The organism is Pelodictyon phaeoclathratiforme BU-1 (genome assembly GCF_000020645.1).
In the GTDB taxonomy this organism is placed as follows: Bacteria; Bacteroidota; Chlorobiia; order Chlorobiales; family Chlorobiaceae; genus Chlorobium; species Chlorobium phaeoclathratiforme.
Window position 1 is genome coordinate 84,495 of the sequence record NC_011060.1, and the last position, 18,006, is coordinate 102,500.

The following is an 18,006-nucleotide window of genomic DNA, read 5'->3' on the forward strand; positions in this document are numbered from 1 at the left end:
GAGGCAAAAAGGCAGGTACTCCCTGCCTTTTCGCTTTTCCCTCTTTTCTCTTGCCGGGCTACTTTTCCTCTGCTTTTCGTTCCCCTCTGAGTCTTGCGACGGCCTCTTCAAGCTCGGCCTGCTCTTTGTCGCTGAACTGATCGCTGTTGTTCTGAAGGGCAGAACTCCTGGAGCTTTCTGTGCCATTTTCCGGAGCAAACTCCTCTTCAGGCTGAACAGGAAAAAGCCCTTCAGGACGTTTTCCAAGAATCTCCTCAATCTGGGGGTATTGAAGCATCTCTTTCAAGAGCAATTCACTCGCAAGCTTTTCGAGTTTTTCGCGGTTCACTGTCAGGAGATCCATCACCCTCAGGCGAGACTCTTCTACGATAGCCATAACTTCCCGATCAATGAGACGGGCAGTCTCTTCCCCATATTTCTTATCAATACCGGGACTTCCGTAATACGGATTATTGCTTTCGAAGAAGGAGAGGTTGCCGAGTTTCTCGCTCATTCCGTAGACCATGACCATGTTGTAGGCGATGCTCGTTACCTTTTCAAGATCATTTTGTGCTCCGGTTGAAATTTCACTGAAAATGATCTGTTCGGCGATGCGTCCGCCGAGAAGACCGCAGATGCGGGCAAGCAACTCGCTTTTTGTCATCAGATAGCGGTCTTCGAGCGGTATGTTCATGGTATAGCCGAGTGCACTCATTCCTCTTGGAACGATGGAGATTTTCTGAACAGGGTCGTTTTCAGGCATCATCCAGCTCACAATGGCATGGCCAGCTTCATGATAGGCGACAATCTGCTTTTCACGAGGATTGATGACCTTGTTCTTTTTTTCCAGTCCTGCCACACAGCGCTCTATGGCATCTTCAAAGTCTTTCATCTCAATGCTCACCTTGTTACGGCGTGAGGCGAGCAACGCTGCTTCGTTTGCTGTATTGGCGATTTCCGCGCCTGCGAACCCTGGAGTCTGCGAGGCCAGCGCTTTCAGGTTTACATCTTCGGAAAGGGAGAGCGATTTGGTGTGTACCTTGAAAATGTCGATACGTCCTTTGAGATCGGGTTTATCAACCATGATCTGGCGGTCAAAACGGCCGGGTCGCAGCAGGGCTGAATCGAGCACATCAGGGCGGTTTGTTGCGGCGATCAGAATGACACCCTTGTCGGTTGCAAATCCATCCATTTCAACAAGCAACTGGTTGAGCGTGTTTTCCCGCTCATCATTGGCGCCCATCATGGCGCCCTTTCCGCGGCTTCGCCCAACAGCGTCAATTTCATCAATAAAGATGATACAAGGCGCTTTTTCCTTTGCCTGTTTAAAAAGGTCGCGTACCCTTGCGGCTCCCACGCCGACAAACATTTCTACGAAGTCCGAGCCGCTGATGCTGAAGAACGGGACGTCCGCTTCGCCTGCAACCGCTTTCGCAAGAAGGGTTTTGCCAGTACCCGGAGGACCTACCAGCAGGACACCTTTAGGCAGTTTGCCACCAAGGGTGGTATACTTTTTCGGATCTTTGAGGAAGTCAACGACCTCCATCACCTCAGCCTTTGCTTCGTCGAGGCCAGCAACATCCTTGAAGGTGATGCGGGAGTGCTCGTCAAGGTTTTCGTAGAGTGCGGCCTTGTTTTTGCCGATATTCATGAATTGTGAACCCGGTCCGCCCATACGACGGAAGACAAAAAAGTAGATACCGATAAGCAGGCCGAAAGGGAGAATCCACTGGAGCAGTTCGCTGATCCATGTACTGCTCGCCATGCCCTGATATTTTATTCCCTTGCTTTCCAGCAGCTCGATGAGGGTGTCATCGCGTACCGGATTGACAAAAATTTCATCCTGTTTGGATGCTGACTGAGGCAGGAGCATGCCAGGGCCATCCTTTGGCGGTTCTTTTACGGCAATGCCTGTTTGAACTCCTGGCTTGAGTTTGATATAGATTTTTTCCGGTGCTATTTTTACCGATTCAATCTTGTTTTCAGCAATAAGTTTGCGGAAAGTGCTGTAGGGTATCTCCTGTGTCGAGCCTTGCCAGAAAAAGGCAAGCTGCACTCCTATGAGCAGAACAATGACGACCACATAATACATAATCGAGAATTTCGGTCGCGGTATGTTGTTTTCAGGTTCGTTTTTATAGGGATTTGAAGGTTTAAGCGGTTTCTTTGCCATCAATCAACAATCATGGTTATAAATTAAAAGACTCAGTACAGTGTTCACAGTTTGCGGATCCATGAGCTTCAATTTACAGGATTCTTCTATTTAATGAAGCATCTCGTAAGAAAACATTATCATATATTGGTCAGGTGTAAAATGAAAATTGCCGGTTATAAGTTTCAAAGTGCCCTTTTTGCATCTCTTTGTGTTGTTGCGCTGTGTTATTTGGGTAATAAATTTCTTTTCTAAAACAGCCTGAGAGGAACAGTTTATGAGTGTTGTTCGGGATAAGGCAAACTGCAGGATTTCAGCATTGAAATCGCTCTTGTGTGTCGGGCTTGACAGTGATCCGGAGAAAATCCCTGCTGTTTTTTTACCGTATGAGAATCCGGTTCTTGAGTTTAATCGTGCCGTCATAAGGGCGACATCGGATGTTGCGATAGCTTACAAGCTGAATACGGCTTTTTATGAGGCTCGGGGCATTGCCGGATTGCTCGATATGGAAAAAACGCTTGGCTCGATTCCGGATGTCTGCATGACCATTGCTGATGCCAAACGGGCAGATATTGGCAATACCAGTAAAATGTATGCTCAAGCCTTTTTTGATCACTGGTCTTTTGATGCTCTTACGGTTGCTCCATACATGGGGTTTGATTCCCTTGAGCCTTTTTTTGCCTATGAGGATAAACTGCTTTTTGTGCTTTGTTTGACCTCCAATGAGGGCTCTGTGGATTTTGAGGAGCAGGCGATGCAGGATGGTCGTCCACTCTACCGTTCTGTGCTTGACAAGGTTGCTTCATGGAATCGCAATGGAAACGGCGGCGTTGTTGTCGGTGCGACCAAAAGCGCTCTGCTTTCTGAGATACGTTGCGAGGCACCCAACCTTTTTCTGCTTATTCCCGGGGTGGGTGCACAGGGAGGTTCGCTTGAAGATACGGTTCATTTTGGTGTTGACGCTAACCGCCAAAGTGCGGTGATCAATGTCAGCCGGAGCTTGATTTATCCTTCGGGCTCTTTTTCGGGTATTGATGACTACGAACGGGCGGTCGCTGCAGAGGCATCAAAAATGCATAGTGTGATGAAAGCTATTCTATAAGTCTTGTTTTTTCGGGGGAGCTTGTTCTATTCATGCATTATCTCAGCAGGAGAGCCCTTCCCGGGTTTTTCCGGTTCTTATTGACTTTAAAAAAGTGTTTGTATGTGCGGAATTGTCGGCTATATCGGGTGGCAGGAAGCTTCACCACTGCTTTTGAAAGGGTTGAAGCGGCTTGAATACCGGGGTTATGATTCTGCAGGGATTGCCTTGCTTAACGGCAGTACCCTGACAGTTATGAAACAGAAAGGGAGTGTCAGCGGTCTTGAAAAGGATACTTTGGTGCTCAGAGCTTCAATGCAAGGCGCGACGGCAGGTATCGGCCATACCCGTTGGGCGACCCATGGTGAACCCAGTGATCGTAATGCTCATCCCCATTTGAATGCTGCCGGGGATATCGCCATCATTCATAATGGTATTATTGAAAACTATTCGGCCCTGAAGCAGGAGCTTGTTTCTGAAGGTTATCAATTTTTGAGTGCGACGGATTCCGAGGTGCTGGTACATCTGATTGACTGGATCTGGAAGCAAGATCCGTTGTTGGATCTGGAATCGGCTACCCGAAGCGCCCTTCGTCATGTTGAAGGCGCATATGGTCTTTGTGTGGTCTCTTCTCGTGAACCGGATAAAATCGTTGTTGCACGCAAGGGGAGCCCTCTGGTGATTGGTATCGGACTGGGGGAGTTTTTCATTGCTTCTGATGCGGCCCCCATTGTTGAGCATACCAAAAAGGTGGTTTACCTTGCTGACGGAGAACTTGCCGTAGTGAGACGGGGAGGCTATTGTGTTAAATCAATTGAGAATATCGAACAGCAAAAGACGGTAACCGAGCTTGATTTTACGCTGGAAAAAATAGAGAAAGGTGGTTTTGAACACTTTATGCTCAAGGAGATTTTTGAGCAGCCGGAGGTGGTGCATGATGTTATGCGTGGGCGTGTGCGCCTTGATGAAGGTTGGCTACGGCTTGGCGGGATAGCTGACTATCTTGATCGTCTGAAGCAGGCAAAACGTATTGTGATCTGTGCCTGTGGTACGAGTTGGCACGCGGCTCTGCTTGGCGAATATCTTATTGAAGAGTTTGCCCGTATTCCTGTCGAAGTTGATTACGCCTCGGAGTTCCGGTATCGTAATCCTCTTGTCGGAGTTGAGGATGTGGTTATTGTTATCTCCCAGTCAGGTGAAACGGCTGATACTCTTGCTGCACTTCGCACAGCCAAGGAAAAGGGCGCTATGGTGATGGGGATCTGTAACGTTGTCGGTTCCACCATTGCCCGTGAAACCGTTTGTGGTATGTATACCCATGCCGGGCCTGAAATCGGTGTTGCCTCAACCAAAGCGTTTACAGCCCAGGTGGCCATGCTCTATATGTTAGCCCTGTCGCTCAGTAAGGGCAGAACCATGTCAGACAGCGAGATTACCTTGCATCTCAGGGAGCTTTCAGAGATTCCTGAAAAAGTTGCGCGGATTCTTGAGCTCGACAGCCAGATTAAATTGATAGCGGAGCGCTTCAAGGATGCAAAAAACTTTCTCTATCTTGGACGCGGCTTCAATTTTCCGGTTGCCTTGGAAGGCGCCCTGAAGCTCAAGGAGATCTCCTATATTCATGCAGAAGGTTACCCTGCAGCGGAGATGAAGCATGGTCCGATTGCCCTGATTGACGAAGATATGCCAGTCATTATTCTTGCTACCCGTGACAATACCTATGCCAAGATTCTTAGCAACATTGAAGAGGTGCGAAGCAGGAAAGGGCGGGTTATTGCCATTGCAAGTGAGGGAGATACTGAGGTCAGTCGTCTTACCGAAGAGGTCATCTATATTCCCCAGGCATCCGGGCCGATAACGCCGCTTCTGACAGTGGTTCCCTTGCAGCTTCTTGCCTATCATATTGCAACATTACGGGGCTGCAATGTTGACCGTCCACGAAATCTGGCAAAATCGGTCACGGTCGAATAAGCAGAAAGGGTTAAGTCAAGAGGGTCGTGGGAATTATTATGTAGCACTGTTCGTTGAGGGAAAGGTCTCTTGATTGTCAGGATATCCTTTCCTTCACTGAAACTGTACAAACGTATATGCGAGGTCATGTTGTTGTTACCGGAGCTACCGGTGTGATAGGCGCTGAGCTTGCCCGGAGGCTGATTGAGCGTGGTGAGAAGCTCGTTTTGCTTGTTCGTTCGCCTGAGGCAGCTTCTCTGAAAATTCCTGGAGCGGCGGCTTATGTCAGGTGGGATTCGGAGATGGCGAGCGGTGAGTGGAGCGCTTCTGTTGATGGCGCCAAAGCTGTCATTCATCTTGCCGGAAAACCTTTGCTTGAAAGTCGCTGGAGCGAGGAGCACAAGGCGGAGTGTTATAATTCAAGAATTCTTGGTACCCGTCATATCGTTTCGGCCATTGCCAGTGCGTCGGAAAAACCTCAGGTATTTATCTCATCATCAGCCATTGGTTATTATGGCTCCTTTTTCAGTTGTGACGATACGGCCGATATTTCCGAGTCTGGCAGGGCGGGCAGCGATTTTCTTGCGAAAATCTGTTTTGACTGGGAAAAAGAGGCGCTTGAAGCTGAAAAGAGTGGCGTGCGCCTTGTGTTGTTGAGGACGGGTATTGTGTTGACGACAAGAGGCGGGATGCTGCAGAAGATGCTTGCGCCCTTCCGCTTTTTTCTTGGCGGACCCATTGGTTCAGGTCTTCAGTGCATCTCCTGGATTCATATTGATGACGAGCTTGCCTGTATTCTTGAGGCCCTTGATAATGCGGCTTACTCTGGAGCAATGAATGCGGTCAGTCCGCAACCTGTTTCCATGAATGATTTTGCCAAAGGGCTTGGAGCCGTTCTTGGCCGTCCATCTCTGTTACCGGTACCCCGGTTTGCTGTTGATATGCTGATGGGTGAAGGAGGAGAGTATGCGGTAAAAGGCCAGAGAGTAAAGCCTGTAGTTTTACAGAAGCACGGATTTGCCTTCCGCTATCCGAAACTTTCTGATGCTTTAGCTGATTTGATTGCCAATAAGAAATAACTTGTTTAACGAACGAATTAAAAAGGAGTCTGCAGATGGGTACAAGAGGTCGTGAAATAGTTGGAGAGCATCTTCCCCGTGTTCTTGAGTTGCTTAACAAGGCTTTTGCTGATGAGTGGCTTGCCTACTATCAGTACTGGATTGGGGCAAAGCTGGTTCAGGGCCCTATGAAAGATGCCGTGATTGCCGAACTTCTGCAACATGCTGCAGATGAGCTTCGTCACGCTGATATGGTATCCGCCCGGATTATTCAGCTTGGGGGAAAACCTGTTACCTCTCCTCTCGAGTGGTTTTCGTTGTCGAACTGCGGTTATGCCGCTCCTGACGATCCCTTTGTCAAAAAGATCCTTGAGCAGAACATTGCCGGTGAGCAGTGCGCCATCAATGTTTACAACAGTATTATCGAAGAGATCGGCTTCAAGGATCCGATAACGTATAATCTGGCGGTACAGATTCTCCAGGATGAGGTTCAGCATGAGGAGGATTTGCAGGCGCTTTTCGAGGATCTTGGCGTTTTTCTCGTCAGATCGTAACCTCTCTTTGTTCTTTCCCAATGGCAAAGAAAAGCCCGACAGCATGTGCACGCTGCCGGGCTTTTTTGCGTTAGAGCATAAAAATTCTACCTTAGCGTAACAAAAGATGCTGAATTTTTGGTTTTGGTTAAAAAAATAACTACATATGTGTCGCTACTATTAATTATTAAGGCTTCATTAATTTCATCTGATCTTGTTATGAGAAAAAAACTTTTAACAACACTGCTGTTTCTGCTGGCAGCATCGTTGTTTCAGGGAACAGCTCATGCTGCTGATGCCGTGGTTACCGATACCGGAACAACGTCGTGGATGCTGACTTCTACAGCACTTGTTTTGCTTATGGTTCCTGGACTTGCCATGTTTTATGGCGGACTTGTCCGGACAAAGAATGTGATTGGTACCATGATGCACAGTTTTGCCGCTATGGTGATTATTGGTGTGCTCTGGCCGATGGTTGGCTATGCGCTGAGTTTCGGCCCCGGTGTTCTTGGCGGTTTTATCGGGTGGGACAGCAAGTATTTCATGTTGCAGGGGATTGATGACACGATTATGTCAACACAGATTCCTGAATATGTCTTTGCGATGTTCCAGGGTAAGTTTGCCATTATCACGCCCGCTCTGATTGCTGGTGCGTTTGCTGAAAGGGTTAATTTCAAGGGGTATGCAGTATTTATTGCTCTCTGGAGTATTTTTGTCTACAGTCCGATTTGCCATTGGGTCTGGGCGGCTGATGGTTTCCTTTTTAATCTTGGAGCAATGGGTGCCATTGATTTTGCCGGTGGTACTGTTGTGCATATCTCTTCGGGTATTACCGCGCTTGTTGCTGCACTCTATCTTGGTAAAAGACGTGGTTATCCAAAAAATGTCATGCAACCGAACAACCTGGTGATGACTTTGATTGGCGCGGGTCTTTTGTGGGTCGGCTGGTTCGGGTTTAACGCTGGAAGTGCTATTGCGAGTAACCTTGCCACTGCCCGTGCTTTGACAGTGACCCAGATGGCTGCGGCTTCAGGTGCATTTACCTGGATGGTCATTGAGATTTTTCATCATGGTAAAGCAACCAGCCTTGGTGTTGCTTCAGGGATTCTTGCAGGTCTTGTTGCCATCACACCTGCCGCTGGTGTTGTACAGCCTGTTGGTGCGTTTGCGCTCGGTATGCTGGCTTCAATATTCTGTTACTCTGCAATTTTGCTCAAGAGCAAGCTTGGTTATGATGACAGCCTTGATGCTTTTGGTGTCCATGGTGTCGGTGGTATTGTTGGCGCTATTGCGCTTGTGTTTTTTATTCGTCCGTCATGGATGGCCGATGCTGCAGCGAAAACGGCTGATCATAGCTGGACGATGTGGCAGCAGCTTGGTGTTCAGGCAACAGCCGTAGGAGTGACGGTTGTCTATGCTGCAGTGATCTCTTTCATTCTGCTTTTCCTTGTTGAAAAAACAATCGGCCTTCGTATTTCCGAAGATGATGAAATGTCCGGTCTCGATCACAGCATGCACGGTGAGCATGGATATGGTCTTATCAACCTTAACTAACCTGTAGCAATGAAACTTATTACAGCAATCATTCAGCCTGACAGGCTCGATCATGTGCGCGAGGCACTGATTCAGGCAGATATAACAAGGATTACCGTCAGTCGTGTAACTGGCCATGGCCGACAGGAGGATATTGAGATATACCGCGGCCAGAAAATAGCGCCAAACCTGATTCCAAAAATCCGACTTGATATTGCCGTCAATAATGAGTTTGTCGATATAACGGTCGATACCATCATTAGCGCTGCAAGTCATGGTGTTGGTGAAATCGGTGACGGGAAGATCTTTATCACCCCGCTTGAAGAGTGCATCCGTATCAGAACAAGGGAGCGTGGCGGAAAGGCGATATAACAAACCGTTCATAGCAGACGAAAGGGCAGTTCCGGTAAATTTGGGACTGCCCTTTTTTTTTATGGCGCGGGAGAGGGTGGCAGTTCTCGCCATCCAGGATAATAGGTGTTCAGCCATCTTTCTGCGTTATGATCGCGCAGGAGTGCCGCATTGCGGAAGTCATCAAAGCGTCCGGCGAGGTCACCGATTTTACTTTTTGCGATGCCTCTGTGGAAAAATGCCTCAGCCATTTTTCTGTCGAGCGCAATGGTCTGGGAAAAATCAACAATTGCCCCGGTAAAATCGCCGGTCATGTTTTTTACGATACCCCGGTTGTAGTAGTTGACACTTTTGAAAGCGTTGTCACCAAAGGTTATCGCCATGGTGTAGTCGCTGATGGCTTGCGGATATTTTTTTAACTGCTGCTGTGCGATGCCCCGCATTTGGAATGCCATGGCAAATGCGGGGTTAATTTCAATGGCTTTTGAATACAATCTTATGGCTGTGGGAAGGTCGCCTTGCTGATGCTTTTCAAATCCGAGGTTAAAAGAGCTGTTGGCCGATTCTGCCAACGTGATGCCGACCGTCAGCAGCATCAACGCTGTGACAAGAGGGATACAACACAAAATCTTTTTCATGTGATACTGCAGGGGTCTAAAGTATAAAAAACAGAAGCGCAGCCGACCATTTTCAGTCGCTACGCCCTACATACTAATAGTTTTCGGGACTTTGAAGTTCCTTTTTTTATGCCTTGAGCGATGAGGGTATTCAATCTCTTTCTTTGTGCCTTTTTCACTGCTTTTTCTATCTTGTCCCTGTCACTCATGGCAACGCATCTGCCCTGAAAACTAACATCTAATCGTTGCTTTCCATGCCCGAAATTATACCTTTTAACGGGATTCTTTATAGTCCCGAACTGCTGAAAAGCGCATCAGAGTTGATTTGCCCTCCTTATGATGTCATTTCGGCAGCTTTTCAGCAGCGCCTCTACGGCAGCTCACCCTACAACGCCATACGTCTTGAACTGCCACTCGAGGCCGATCCCTACAGCGCAGCCGCAGAGCGTCTCGCTGAGTGGCTTCAGGGTGGTGAACTGCAGAACGATTCCGTTCCGGCCATTTATCCCTATTTTCAGACTTTTGAGGATTCCGACGGCGTTTCGCATACCCGCTGCGGTTTTTTTGCCGCCATGCGCCTGTATGATTTTTCGGAAAAGAAGGTACTGCCTCACGAAAAAACCCTTTCAGGTCCCAAGGCCGATCGGCTCAACCTCTTCAGAAAAACGAAGACCAACATCAGCGGCATATTCGGTCTCTATGCCGATGAAAGCAAAACTGCGGATTGCCTGATGAAAGCTTTCACCGAGAGCCATGAGCCGATTGTTGATGCACATTTCGAGGGAGTGAGCAACCGGCTGTGGCGCATCACTGATCCGGAGATTGTCGGCCAGTTCCAGCAGTCGCTGCAGGATCGAGCGGTCTATATTGCTGATGGCCATCACCGTTATGATACCGGCGTCAACTATCGCAATGAGCGTGCGGCAGCGAACCCTTCTCATACCGGCCAGGAGCCCTATAACTTTATTTTGACCTATCTGGCCAACATTCATGACGAAGGGCTGCTGATTTTCCCGATCCATCGCCTTGTGCACAGCCTCGAAGGGTTCGATGCCGCTTTGCTGAAGTCGCGTCTTGCAGAGTTTTTTACCGTAACCGAACTGCATGACAGAGCCGCACTGAAGGCATTTCTTGATGGAGAGCCATCGAGTTATGCTTACGGCGTTGTCACTTCCGGCATGGTTCTTGGTATTTGCCTGAAAACCGATCCAAAGCCCCTGCTTGATCCTGCCCGTCCGGAAGCTCTGCAACGCCTCGGTCTGGTGCTTCTGCACGATCTTATCTTGTTCAGATTGCTTGGCATCTCCCAGGAGGCGATGGCAAAGCAGAGTAACCTGACGTATGTCAAGGATGACCGTGAAGTGTTCGACGCGATTGATTCCGGTAAGGTTCAGGTTGGATTTGTGGTCAAGCCAACGACCGTTGAGCAGGTTCTTTCCGTATCGGAGACGGGAGAGGTGATGCCGCAGAAATCGACCTTCTTTTACCCGAAACTGATGACCGGTATGCTTTTTAACCCGCTTGACTGAGAGTTCGTAATGACCGAAGAGTTTCTCTCCCTCTCCGCTGAAGAGAGCTGCCAGTATGCCCGCCGGTTTGCTGCAACCCTTCAGCCTGGCGACATGGTTTCGCTCTGTGGACAGCTCGGCGCGGGCAAAACCGAGTTCATGCGGGGGGTTACGGAGTATTTCAACTGCGACGACCAGCTCTCAAGTCCCACCTTTCCCCTTTTGAACATCTATGAGGGCTCTCTTGATGGCGAGCCGGTAACGCTGCACCATTTCGATCTCTACAGGATCAACTCACAGCAGGAGCTTGAAGGGATTGGTTTCGACGAATATCTCTCCAGCGGTGATTTTTCCTTTGTAGAGTGGGCTGACCGTTTTCCGGAATATGCTACGCGCTATACCGTAACCGTCACCCTTGAATATGCCGGGAACGACAGCCGCAGAATTGTTATTAAACGCAAATCGTGATGAATATTCTTGCCATAGAGTGCACCCATGCGGCCCTTAGTGTTGCGGTCACGAACGCCGGTGTCGTTACCGAAGCCCGGAGCGCCGACTGGAAGAAGGCTGCTGAAACACTTGTTCCCTTGATCGAACAGGTGATGGCAGAAAGCGCTCTCGATCTCAAACAGCTCGACTCCATCGCTATTTCATCCGGCCCCGGCTCCTTTACCGCACTGCGTATCGGGATGGCTATTGCCAAAGGGGTTGCCTATGGCCTCGGAATCCCGCTTGTTCCGGTGCCCACCATGCCGGCAATGGCCGCCTCACTGCATGCTGAATCCGGTTCCATAATGGCGGTTATTCCATCCCGCAAAGGGGAGTATTACTATGCGTCGTATTTCCCTGAGGAGCTTGCTTCAGGCCTCTGGCACGATGAGGTCAAGCGAGGTTCTGCTGCTGATGTTGTGGCTGCCATTTCTTTAGTTAATGGTGGAGCCGTTGTTGTCGGGCGTGGACTCAATGAGCTTATCCCGTTGCTCGCCGATTCCGGTGCGGTTTACAGGGAGGCAGATCTCTTTTCCGCCAGATCCCTTTTCCCCGCAGCCCTAAGGCTCTTTGCCGGGGCCGATGCCGCAGAGCTTAACGGAGTTACCCCCGATTACCGGCAGATGTTTACTCCCAATGGCGGAAATTGATGTATCAATAAACAGAAGCGTTTCGATGATGCCGATTATGTTTTTTTTGAAGGAGAAGATAAAATGGCACAGCCTTTCTTGCGCCTTGGCCGATAAAGATTACGGCGCAAGAAAGTGGCCTCAAATCTATCTGAACGAAGTGGTCGGTGTTTTCGATACTTTTTCTGCTTTGCCGTCGTATAAGTATATAAAACCGAATGTTATATTAGCCGTTCCTCCATTTTGAGGAGCTGGATGATAAACACTGAAGTGTAGGCCTATCGCCAAAGCTTCACCGGGCGGGATTTTTGTGTACGTACCCTCTTCCCGTTCTTTCCCAGACATTTCGTACGAACTCATGCTGATCCCTTCTTGATATAACATTTCAGACGTATGACCAGAACTATCATCGATTAAAACCGGACGTTGTGCGTTGTTTAGAGAAATATAAACAGGCTGAGAGGTGGTGTTCCTGATAGTGGCCTTGACATGGATTTCGTTATCAATAGTTGCCGGAGAGAGCGAAACCGTGAATGGCTCAATTTTTGCCGGTCGATAAGATGGCTTAATCAAGGTAGGTTCCGGTATGGCTACCCGTTGTGTTTCTGGACCTGAAACAGTTAACTGTGGTGCAACCACAGCCATGACACCGGAAGCCATCCCCTTTTGAAGTTTCATGACAGGATTCCAGTCAGGTGCTATGGTTTGAACAACCATAACAGCTAGACTCACGAAAGCACTAATAGCTACAGTGATAGCTCCAATTGCTGCAAAGAGGTAGGTAAGCCACTTGAATATGGGTTTATAAAAGCTTTTTACACCACTTATTGCAGGCCCTTTCCTGTCAAGGCCCGCGCTCTTTTTTGATTTGTTCAAAATATCTAAAACAGCAACGTAGCTGTAGACTGTAGTTGCAACAGACCCTATTGCCGAGAAAAGGGTAGACGCAATACTCCATTTATCTTGCATAGTCGTGAAGGAATTTATGTGAAGTAAATCTGATGGTTTACTTCTGGAAAAATAGATAATTTCGCGCATTTTTCAATAAAATTTTTACGTCATTCCGTGTTGTTTTGATACTATCATGAAGAGAAATGAGTAGTCGTTGATCGCTTTTTCCCCTTCTTGGCGCAAAACCGGACAGGATTGTATTTTCGACCCATCTTGGGCCTACTGGAATCTGAAATGCGGTATACAACCAGCACCATATCTGCCGACCTGTGCCACTCTTCTATAGGGCTGCTACAGCTTCGTGATGTTGAGTCATAGAGGTACCTCATATGGAGAACAACACAGGGCTTTTTGAGCTGGTCTCAGATGGTTATGAAGCTGGCGGAATAACAGCGTCATCCGATGTGCTGTCAGAAAGATAAAATTGTATAATAAAAGTGAAATCTCTGATAGGTTGTCAAATAATCTCATGCAATCTCAAGGACAAAGTCGGGCAAACAGAGTAAATTAAGGGACTGGTTGATATCATGTATACAGTTCATATTTTTTAAGGGAGAAAACATGACACAGCTTATTATTCATAAAGATAAGATGCAGGAAGCTCTGATGCGTTTTTTGAGCACTATCCAAACTGATGAGATTCGTCTGGAATTTGATGACAAGCATTTTTTTGCTGAACCAGTTCAGGGAAAATCGGTTCTGGATATTTTGGCAGAGCAGGCGGAGGATATGGGTCCGGAAGATTTATCCCTTAATGTGGACCACTATCTTTACGGACTATCTAAAAGGTCGGAAAAATGATCTATTTCCTTGATACATCCTATCTGGTTGCCCTGACTCACAGTAGAGATCAATTTCATCAAGAGGCTGTAAGCATAAGTAAAACACTCATACAGCCGATCCGACTTGTTACAACTTCAGCGGTTCTCATGGAGTTTGCCAACATGCTTTCTTCTCCTCATCTTCGAGGCAAAGCGTTCAATTATATTCAATTACTGAAGAATGACATTCATACCGAAATTGTTTGTGTTTCTGAGGAGCAGTTTGAATCAGGGTTGATAATGTTCGGGAAATATCATGACAAAGAATGGGGTTTGGTGGATTGCCTATCATTCCTTGTCATGAAAGAAAAAGGAATTACACTCGCCTTGACTTCTGATGACCATTTTGAACAGGCCGGTTTTACGACTTTATTACAACTCTGATGACGTGCTGGGTATGTAATGCTTAATGAAGCTGCAAGTCCATGCTCTCCAGTTGTTGATTTTACTGTATGTTGTCGTGATGCCTTTGTCAAAGCCTCCTTTGTCCCATTGTGCGAGTGATACTGTTACGGTGCCATCTCAACATCCGGCAAGATTTCGATATCCATCCAGTCCATGCCGGAATTACTCCCCGGCTTTTTTTGCGGTCAGTGAGCTGGCTTTTTCGTATGTTGAGGAGTTACCATTATTGCCATAGTGGGGTTGTTTTGTTGCCTGTTGGCGGTAAGTTGTTGTAAAATATAGTTCATTTATGAAGGATAGAGGTTTATGAGTAGCTTGAAAGAGGAAGAGATGGTGAGTGCCACACAGGTAAAAGAGGTAGCTGTTGGTGAGCTGCTGGCAAGAAGGGCTGCTGAGCTGGCGCTGGAAAAAAAGTGTGAAGAGGTCAAGATTCTTGATCTCCGGGGTTTGACATCGGTTACCGATTATTTTGTGATTGTGACTGCCGATTCTGATCGTAAGGCAAAGGCCGCAGCGGAGCATATTATTGATGAGCTCAAGGTTGATGGCGAGCGTCCGATGCATGTTGAGGGAATGGATTCCATGCACTGGATTCTCCTGGACTATATCGATGTTGTTGTGCATATTTTTATGCCGGATGAGCGCCATTTTTATGACCTTGAATCCCTCTGGTCGGATGCACCTGTAATTACACTGAGCTGATATTATCCACATTTTTTTGCAGTTAGCTCTTTTCAGGCGTACTGCATTGTTCAGAATTCAGACGGATTTTTATACATTACGCCGTTGAGTTATTTATATCAATTATCACCCAGGATTTACCTATGCAGCGCGAAAGAATAGTCCCGATCAGTATTGAAGAAGAAATGCGGGGTTCTTATCTCGATTATTCGATGTCGGTCATTGTCAGTCGTGCGCTGCCCGATGTGCGGGATGGACTGAAGCCGGTTCACCGAAGGGTTCTTTTCGGTATGCACGAACTTGGTCTGCAGGCAGGTAAACCGCATAAAAAGTCTGCCCGTGTTGTTGGTGAAGTGCTTGGCAAGTTCCATCCCCATGGCGATACCGCTGTCTACGACAGTCTTGTGCGTCTGGTGCAGGAGTTTTCCATGCGTTATCCCCTGATTGACGGTCAGGGAAACTTTGGTTCGGTTGATGGTGACTCTCCTGCTGCCATGCGATACACGGAGGTGCGCATGAAGAGCATTGCCGGGGAAATGCTGAAGGATCTCGACAAGGCTACCGTTGACTTTTCCCTTAATTTTGATGACTCGCTTGAGGAGCCTACGGTTCTTCCGTCGGCGATACCCAACCTCCTTGCGAATGGTTCGTCAGGTATTGCGGTCGGTATGGCAACCAATATTCCACCCCAGAATCTCCGGGAGGTTGTTGATGGCATGATCGCCCTGATTGCAAATCCGGAACTGGAAGTGGCTGATCTCATGAAATATGTGATCGCACCTGATTTTCCAACTGGCGGAATTATTTATGGTTATGAGGGTGTTCGTTCGGCTTATATGACCGGCAGGGGTAAGGTTGTGATCCGGGCGCGGGCCATTGTTGAGATTACTCCGAAAAACAGTCGGGAATCGATTGTTGTTACAGAGCTTCCTTATCAGGTGAACAAGGTGCGGCTGATCGAGAAAATCGTTGAGCTGGTGCACGATAAAAAAATTGAAGGTATTGCCGATATCCGCGATGAGTCTGACCGTGACGGCATGAGGCTGGTGATTGAGCTGAAGCGGGATGCTGTGGCTATGGTTGTTCTGAATAACCTGTACAAGCATACCCCGATGCAGGATACGTTCGGGGTGATCATGCTTGCGCTGGTTGATGGGGTGCCGAGGATCCTCAATCTCAAGGAGATGATGGTCTATTATATCAAGCATCGCAATGAGATTGTTCTGCGCCGTACACAATTTGACCTTGCGACAGCCGAAAAGCGGGCCCATATTCTTGAAGGACTGAAGATCTGTCTTGATAACCTTGACGAGGTGATTTCAACGATTCGTGAATCACCGGATGCCTCAACGGCTCAGGAGAGGCTCATTGAGCGTTTCGGACTGTCGGAGTTGCAGTCGAAGGCTATTCTTGAGATGCGTCTGCAGCGTCTGACCGGGATGGAGCGCAAGAAGATCGATCTGGAGTACACGGAGGTACTTGCCTTTATTGAGGAGCTGCGCTTTATTCTCGGCAGTCCTGAGAAACAGATGCAGATTATCCGCGAAGAGTTGCTGAAGGTCAGGGAGGTCTATGGTGATGAACGCCGGACTGAAATTGTGCCGCAGGAGGGTGATTTCTCCATCGAAGATATGATTGCCCAGGAAGATGTGGTGATCACCATTACCCATGAGGGCTTTATCAAGCGTTTCCCGGTTTCGGGTTATCGCCGCCAGGCACGGGGTGGCAAAGGGGTCACAGGGGCTCAGGCCAAGCATGACGATTTTGTCGAGCATATGTTTATTGCCTCGACCCATAATTATATACTCTTCTTCACCAACAGGGGCCGTTGTCACTGGCTGAAAGTGTACGAAATTCCTGAAGCTGGACGTGCTGCGAGGGGTCGTGCGCTGGCCAATATCATGGAGTTGCAGCAGGGCGAGAAAATCAGAGCCTACATCAATATCCGCAATTTTGATGAGCCGGGGTTCATTGTCATGGCGACGACCAATGGTATCGTGAAAAAAACACCGCTTGAAGATTTTTCTCATCCAAGAAAGAATGGTATTGCTGCCATTACTATTGATGAGCATGATGAGCTGCTTGATGCCCGTCTGACTGATGGTGATCATCAGATTATTCTGGCCAAGAATTCCGGTTTTGTCGTACGCTTTCCCGAGGCTGAGATCCGCTCGATGGGACGTACTGCCATGGGCGTCAAGGGTATCACGCTTGACGAGGGTGAGAAGTGTATTTCAATGGTGACCACCAAGCGCTTCGATACGGCGCTGCTTGCTGTTACCGATAACGGTTTTGGCAAGAGAAGTCGTGTGGAGGATTATCGACTGACGCGGCGCGGTGCTCGCGGGGTTATTACCCTTAAGGCTCATGAAAAGGTTGGTGCACTGATTGGTCTGTTGGATGTCAATGATGACGACGATCTGATCATCATTACAGCTCAGGGTATCGTGAATCGCCAGCATGTCTCCGATATACGGTTGACTGGCAGGAACACTTCCGGAGTCAGGCTTGTCAGGCTGATGGCCGGGGATATCATTTCTGCTCTGGCGCGAGTGCCGAAGAGCGATGAAGAGGTTGATTCTGATGTGCTTCTGGAAGATCCTGATGGTCAGATTGACCTGTTTTAAGTCACTGCCAAACATGGGAAAGTATGGATCCGTTCTGTGACGGTTCCCATGAGGCAGAACAATAACGATAGCTTTTATTTATCATTAATCAAGGACGGACGGTTTCATGGCTCGACCGAAAAATGTGAAACATATTTTTGTGACCGGCGGGGTGATCTCCTCGCTCGGCAAAGGGATTCTGTCGGCCTCTCTCGGGATGCTGCTGAAGTCGCGTGGCCTGAAGGTGGCTATACAGAAATATGATCCCTATATCAATGTTGACCCTGGTACGATGTCGCCCTACCAGCACGGGGAGGTCTATGTGACTGATGATGGAGCTGAGACGGACCTTGATCTTGGCCATTACGAACGTTTTCTCGATGAGTCGACGACGCAGTCTTCAAATCTGACGATGGGGCGGGTCTATAAATCGGTTATCGACAAGGAGCGTCGAGGCGAATATCTTGGGGCAACGGTTCAGGTTGTGCCACATGTGATTGATGAGATCAAGGATCGGATGGCCGAGCAGGCTAAAAACGGGGATCTTGATGTGCTTATTACCGAGATCGGCGGGACGATTGGCGATATCGAGTCGCTCCCTTTTCTTGAAGCGATGCGGCAGATGAAGCTTGAGATGGGTGACAGCAACCTGCTGAATATTC

Annotated in this window: 17 protein-coding genes (1 of these 17 cut by a window edge); 14 read left to right on the forward strand and 3 right to left on the reverse strand. The window is 48.2% G+C overall.

Features of this window, described 5'->3' with window-relative positions:
• Window positions 1-58: 58 nt before the first annotated feature.
• On the reverse strand, window positions 59-2,152 hold the full coding sequence (ftsH, locus tag PPHA_RS00405; RefSeq protein WP_012506935.1) for an ATP-dependent zinc metalloprotease FtsH: 2,094 nt from the start codon (window positions 2,150-2,152) through the stop codon (window positions 59-61).
• Window positions 2,153-2,408: 256 nt separating this feature from the next.
• Between ftsH and pyrF the strand changes: the two genes are divergently transcribed.
• The 6 genes from pyrF (at window position 2,409) to PPHA_RS00435 (ending at window position 8,658) form a co-directional block, all read left to right on the forward strand.
• Entirely contained in the window at window positions 2,409-3,233 is an 825-nt protein-coding gene (gene pyrF / locus PPHA_RS00410) for an orotidine-5'-phosphate decarboxylase (RefSeq protein ID WP_012506936.1), read from the forward strand.
• 102 nt (window positions 3,234-3,335) lie between these two features.
• Window positions 3,336-5,183: a glutamine--fructose-6-phosphate transaminase (isomerizing) gene (gene glmS, locus PPHA_RS00415; protein ID WP_012506937.1), complete on the forward strand. Its 1,848-nt coding sequence runs from the start codon at window positions 3,336-3,338 to the stop codon at window positions 5,181-5,183.
• Between the two features lie 116 nt (window positions 5,184-5,299).
• Window positions 5,300-6,241 (forward strand): TIGR01777 family oxidoreductase, encoded by a 942-nt coding sequence (locus tag PPHA_RS00420; RefSeq protein ID WP_012506938.1) that lies wholly within the window; start codon window positions 5,300-5,302, stop codon window positions 6,239-6,241.
• A gap of 35 nt (window positions 6,242-6,276) precedes the next feature.
• A complete protein-coding gene (locus PPHA_RS00425) occupies window positions 6,277-6,774 on the forward strand; it encodes a ferritin-like domain-containing protein (RefSeq protein WP_012506939.1) in 498 nt (165 codons plus the stop codon).
• 198 nt (window positions 6,775-6,972) lie between these two features.
• Window positions 6,973-8,307 carry an ammonium transporter gene (locus tag PPHA_RS00430; protein ID WP_012506940.1) on the forward strand — a complete coding sequence of 445 codons (1,335 nt, stop codon included), beginning with the start codon at window positions 6,973-6,975 and terminating at the stop codon, window positions 8,305-8,307.
• 9 nt (window positions 8,308-8,316) lie between these two features.
• A complete protein-coding gene (locus tag PPHA_RS00435; protein ID WP_012506941.1) occupies window positions 8,317-8,658 on the forward strand; it encodes a P-II family nitrogen regulator in 342 nt (113 codons plus the stop codon).
• A 59-nt stretch (window positions 8,659-8,717) separates the two neighbouring features.
• On the opposite strand, the gene PPHA_RS00440 is transcribed toward PPHA_RS00435, so the two are convergent.
• Complete coding sequence (locus PPHA_RS00440) at window positions 8,718-9,275, reverse strand: tetratricopeptide repeat protein (protein WP_012506942.1); 558 nt, start codon at window positions 9,273-9,275, stop codon at window positions 8,718-8,720.
• A 233-nt stretch (window positions 9,276-9,508) separates the two neighbouring features.
• Between PPHA_RS00440 and PPHA_RS00445 the strand changes: the two genes are divergently transcribed.
• The 3 genes from PPHA_RS00445 to tsaB are packed head-to-tail and all read left to right on the forward strand — an operon-like array spanning window position 9,509 to window position 11,901.
• The gene (locus PPHA_RS00445; protein WP_012506943.1) at window positions 9,509-10,783 is read left to right on the forward strand and encodes a DUF1015 domain-containing protein; all 1,275 of its coding nucleotides are present in this window, start codon (window positions 9,509-9,511) and stop codon (window positions 10,781-10,783) included.
• 9 nt (window positions 10,784-10,792) lie between these two features.
• Window positions 10,793-11,230, forward strand: coding sequence for a tRNA (adenosine(37)-N6)-threonylcarbamoyltransferase complex ATPase subunit type 1 TsaE (tsaE, locus tag PPHA_RS00450; protein WP_012506944.1), 438 nt, complete (start codon window positions 10,793-10,795; stop codon window positions 11,228-11,230).
• Window positions 11,230-11,901 (forward strand): tRNA (adenosine(37)-N6)-threonylcarbamoyltransferase complex dimerization subunit type 1 TsaB, encoded by a 672-nt coding sequence (tsaB, locus tag PPHA_RS00455; protein ID WP_012506945.1) that lies wholly within the window; start codon window positions 11,230-11,232, stop codon window positions 11,899-11,901. The genes tsaE and tsaB overlap by 1 nt, the downstream gene beginning before the upstream one ends.
• Window positions 11,902-12,027: 126 nt before the next feature.
• On the opposite strand, the gene PPHA_RS00460 is transcribed toward tsaB, so the two are convergent.
• Window positions 12,028-12,918 (reverse strand): hypothetical protein, encoded by an 891-nt coding sequence (locus tag PPHA_RS00460; RefSeq protein ID WP_012506946.1) that lies wholly within the window; start codon window positions 12,916-12,918, stop codon window positions 12,028-12,030.
• A 474-nt stretch (window positions 12,919-13,392) separates the two neighbouring features.
• On the opposite strand from PPHA_RS00460, the gene PPHA_RS00465 reads away from it, so the two are divergent.
• From PPHA_RS00465 to PPHA_RS00485, 5 genes are all read left to right on the forward strand, one after another.
• On the forward strand, window positions 13,393-13,632 hold the full coding sequence (locus PPHA_RS00465; RefSeq protein WP_012506947.1) for an AbrB/MazE/SpoVT family DNA-binding domain-containing protein: 240 nt from the start codon (window positions 13,393-13,395) through the stop codon (window positions 13,630-13,632).
• Window positions 13,629-14,036: a type II toxin-antitoxin system VapC family toxin gene (locus tag PPHA_RS00470; protein ID WP_012506948.1), complete on the forward strand. Its 408-nt coding sequence runs from the start codon at window positions 13,629-13,631 to the stop codon at window positions 14,034-14,036. The genes PPHA_RS00465 and PPHA_RS00470 overlap by 4 nt, the downstream gene beginning before the upstream one ends.
• A 327-nt stretch (window positions 14,037-14,363) precedes the next feature.
• Entirely contained in the window at window positions 14,364-14,759 is a 396-nt protein-coding gene (rsfS, locus tag PPHA_RS00475; protein ID WP_012506949.1) for a ribosome silencing factor, read from the forward strand.
• 122 nt (window positions 14,760-14,881) lie between these two features.
• Entirely contained in the window at window positions 14,882-17,365 is a 2,484-nt protein-coding gene (gyrA, locus tag PPHA_RS00480) for a DNA gyrase subunit A (protein WP_012506950.1), read from the forward strand.
• A gap of 106 nt (window positions 17,366-17,471) precedes the next feature.
• Window positions 17,472-18,006, forward strand: the 5' end (the start) of a protein-coding gene (locus tag PPHA_RS00485) for a CTP synthase (protein ID WP_012506951.1). 1,163 nt of this gene lie beyond the right edge of the window; only the first 535 of its 1,698 coding nucleotides appear in the window; the start codon lies at window positions 17,472-17,474; the stop codon falls past the right edge of the window.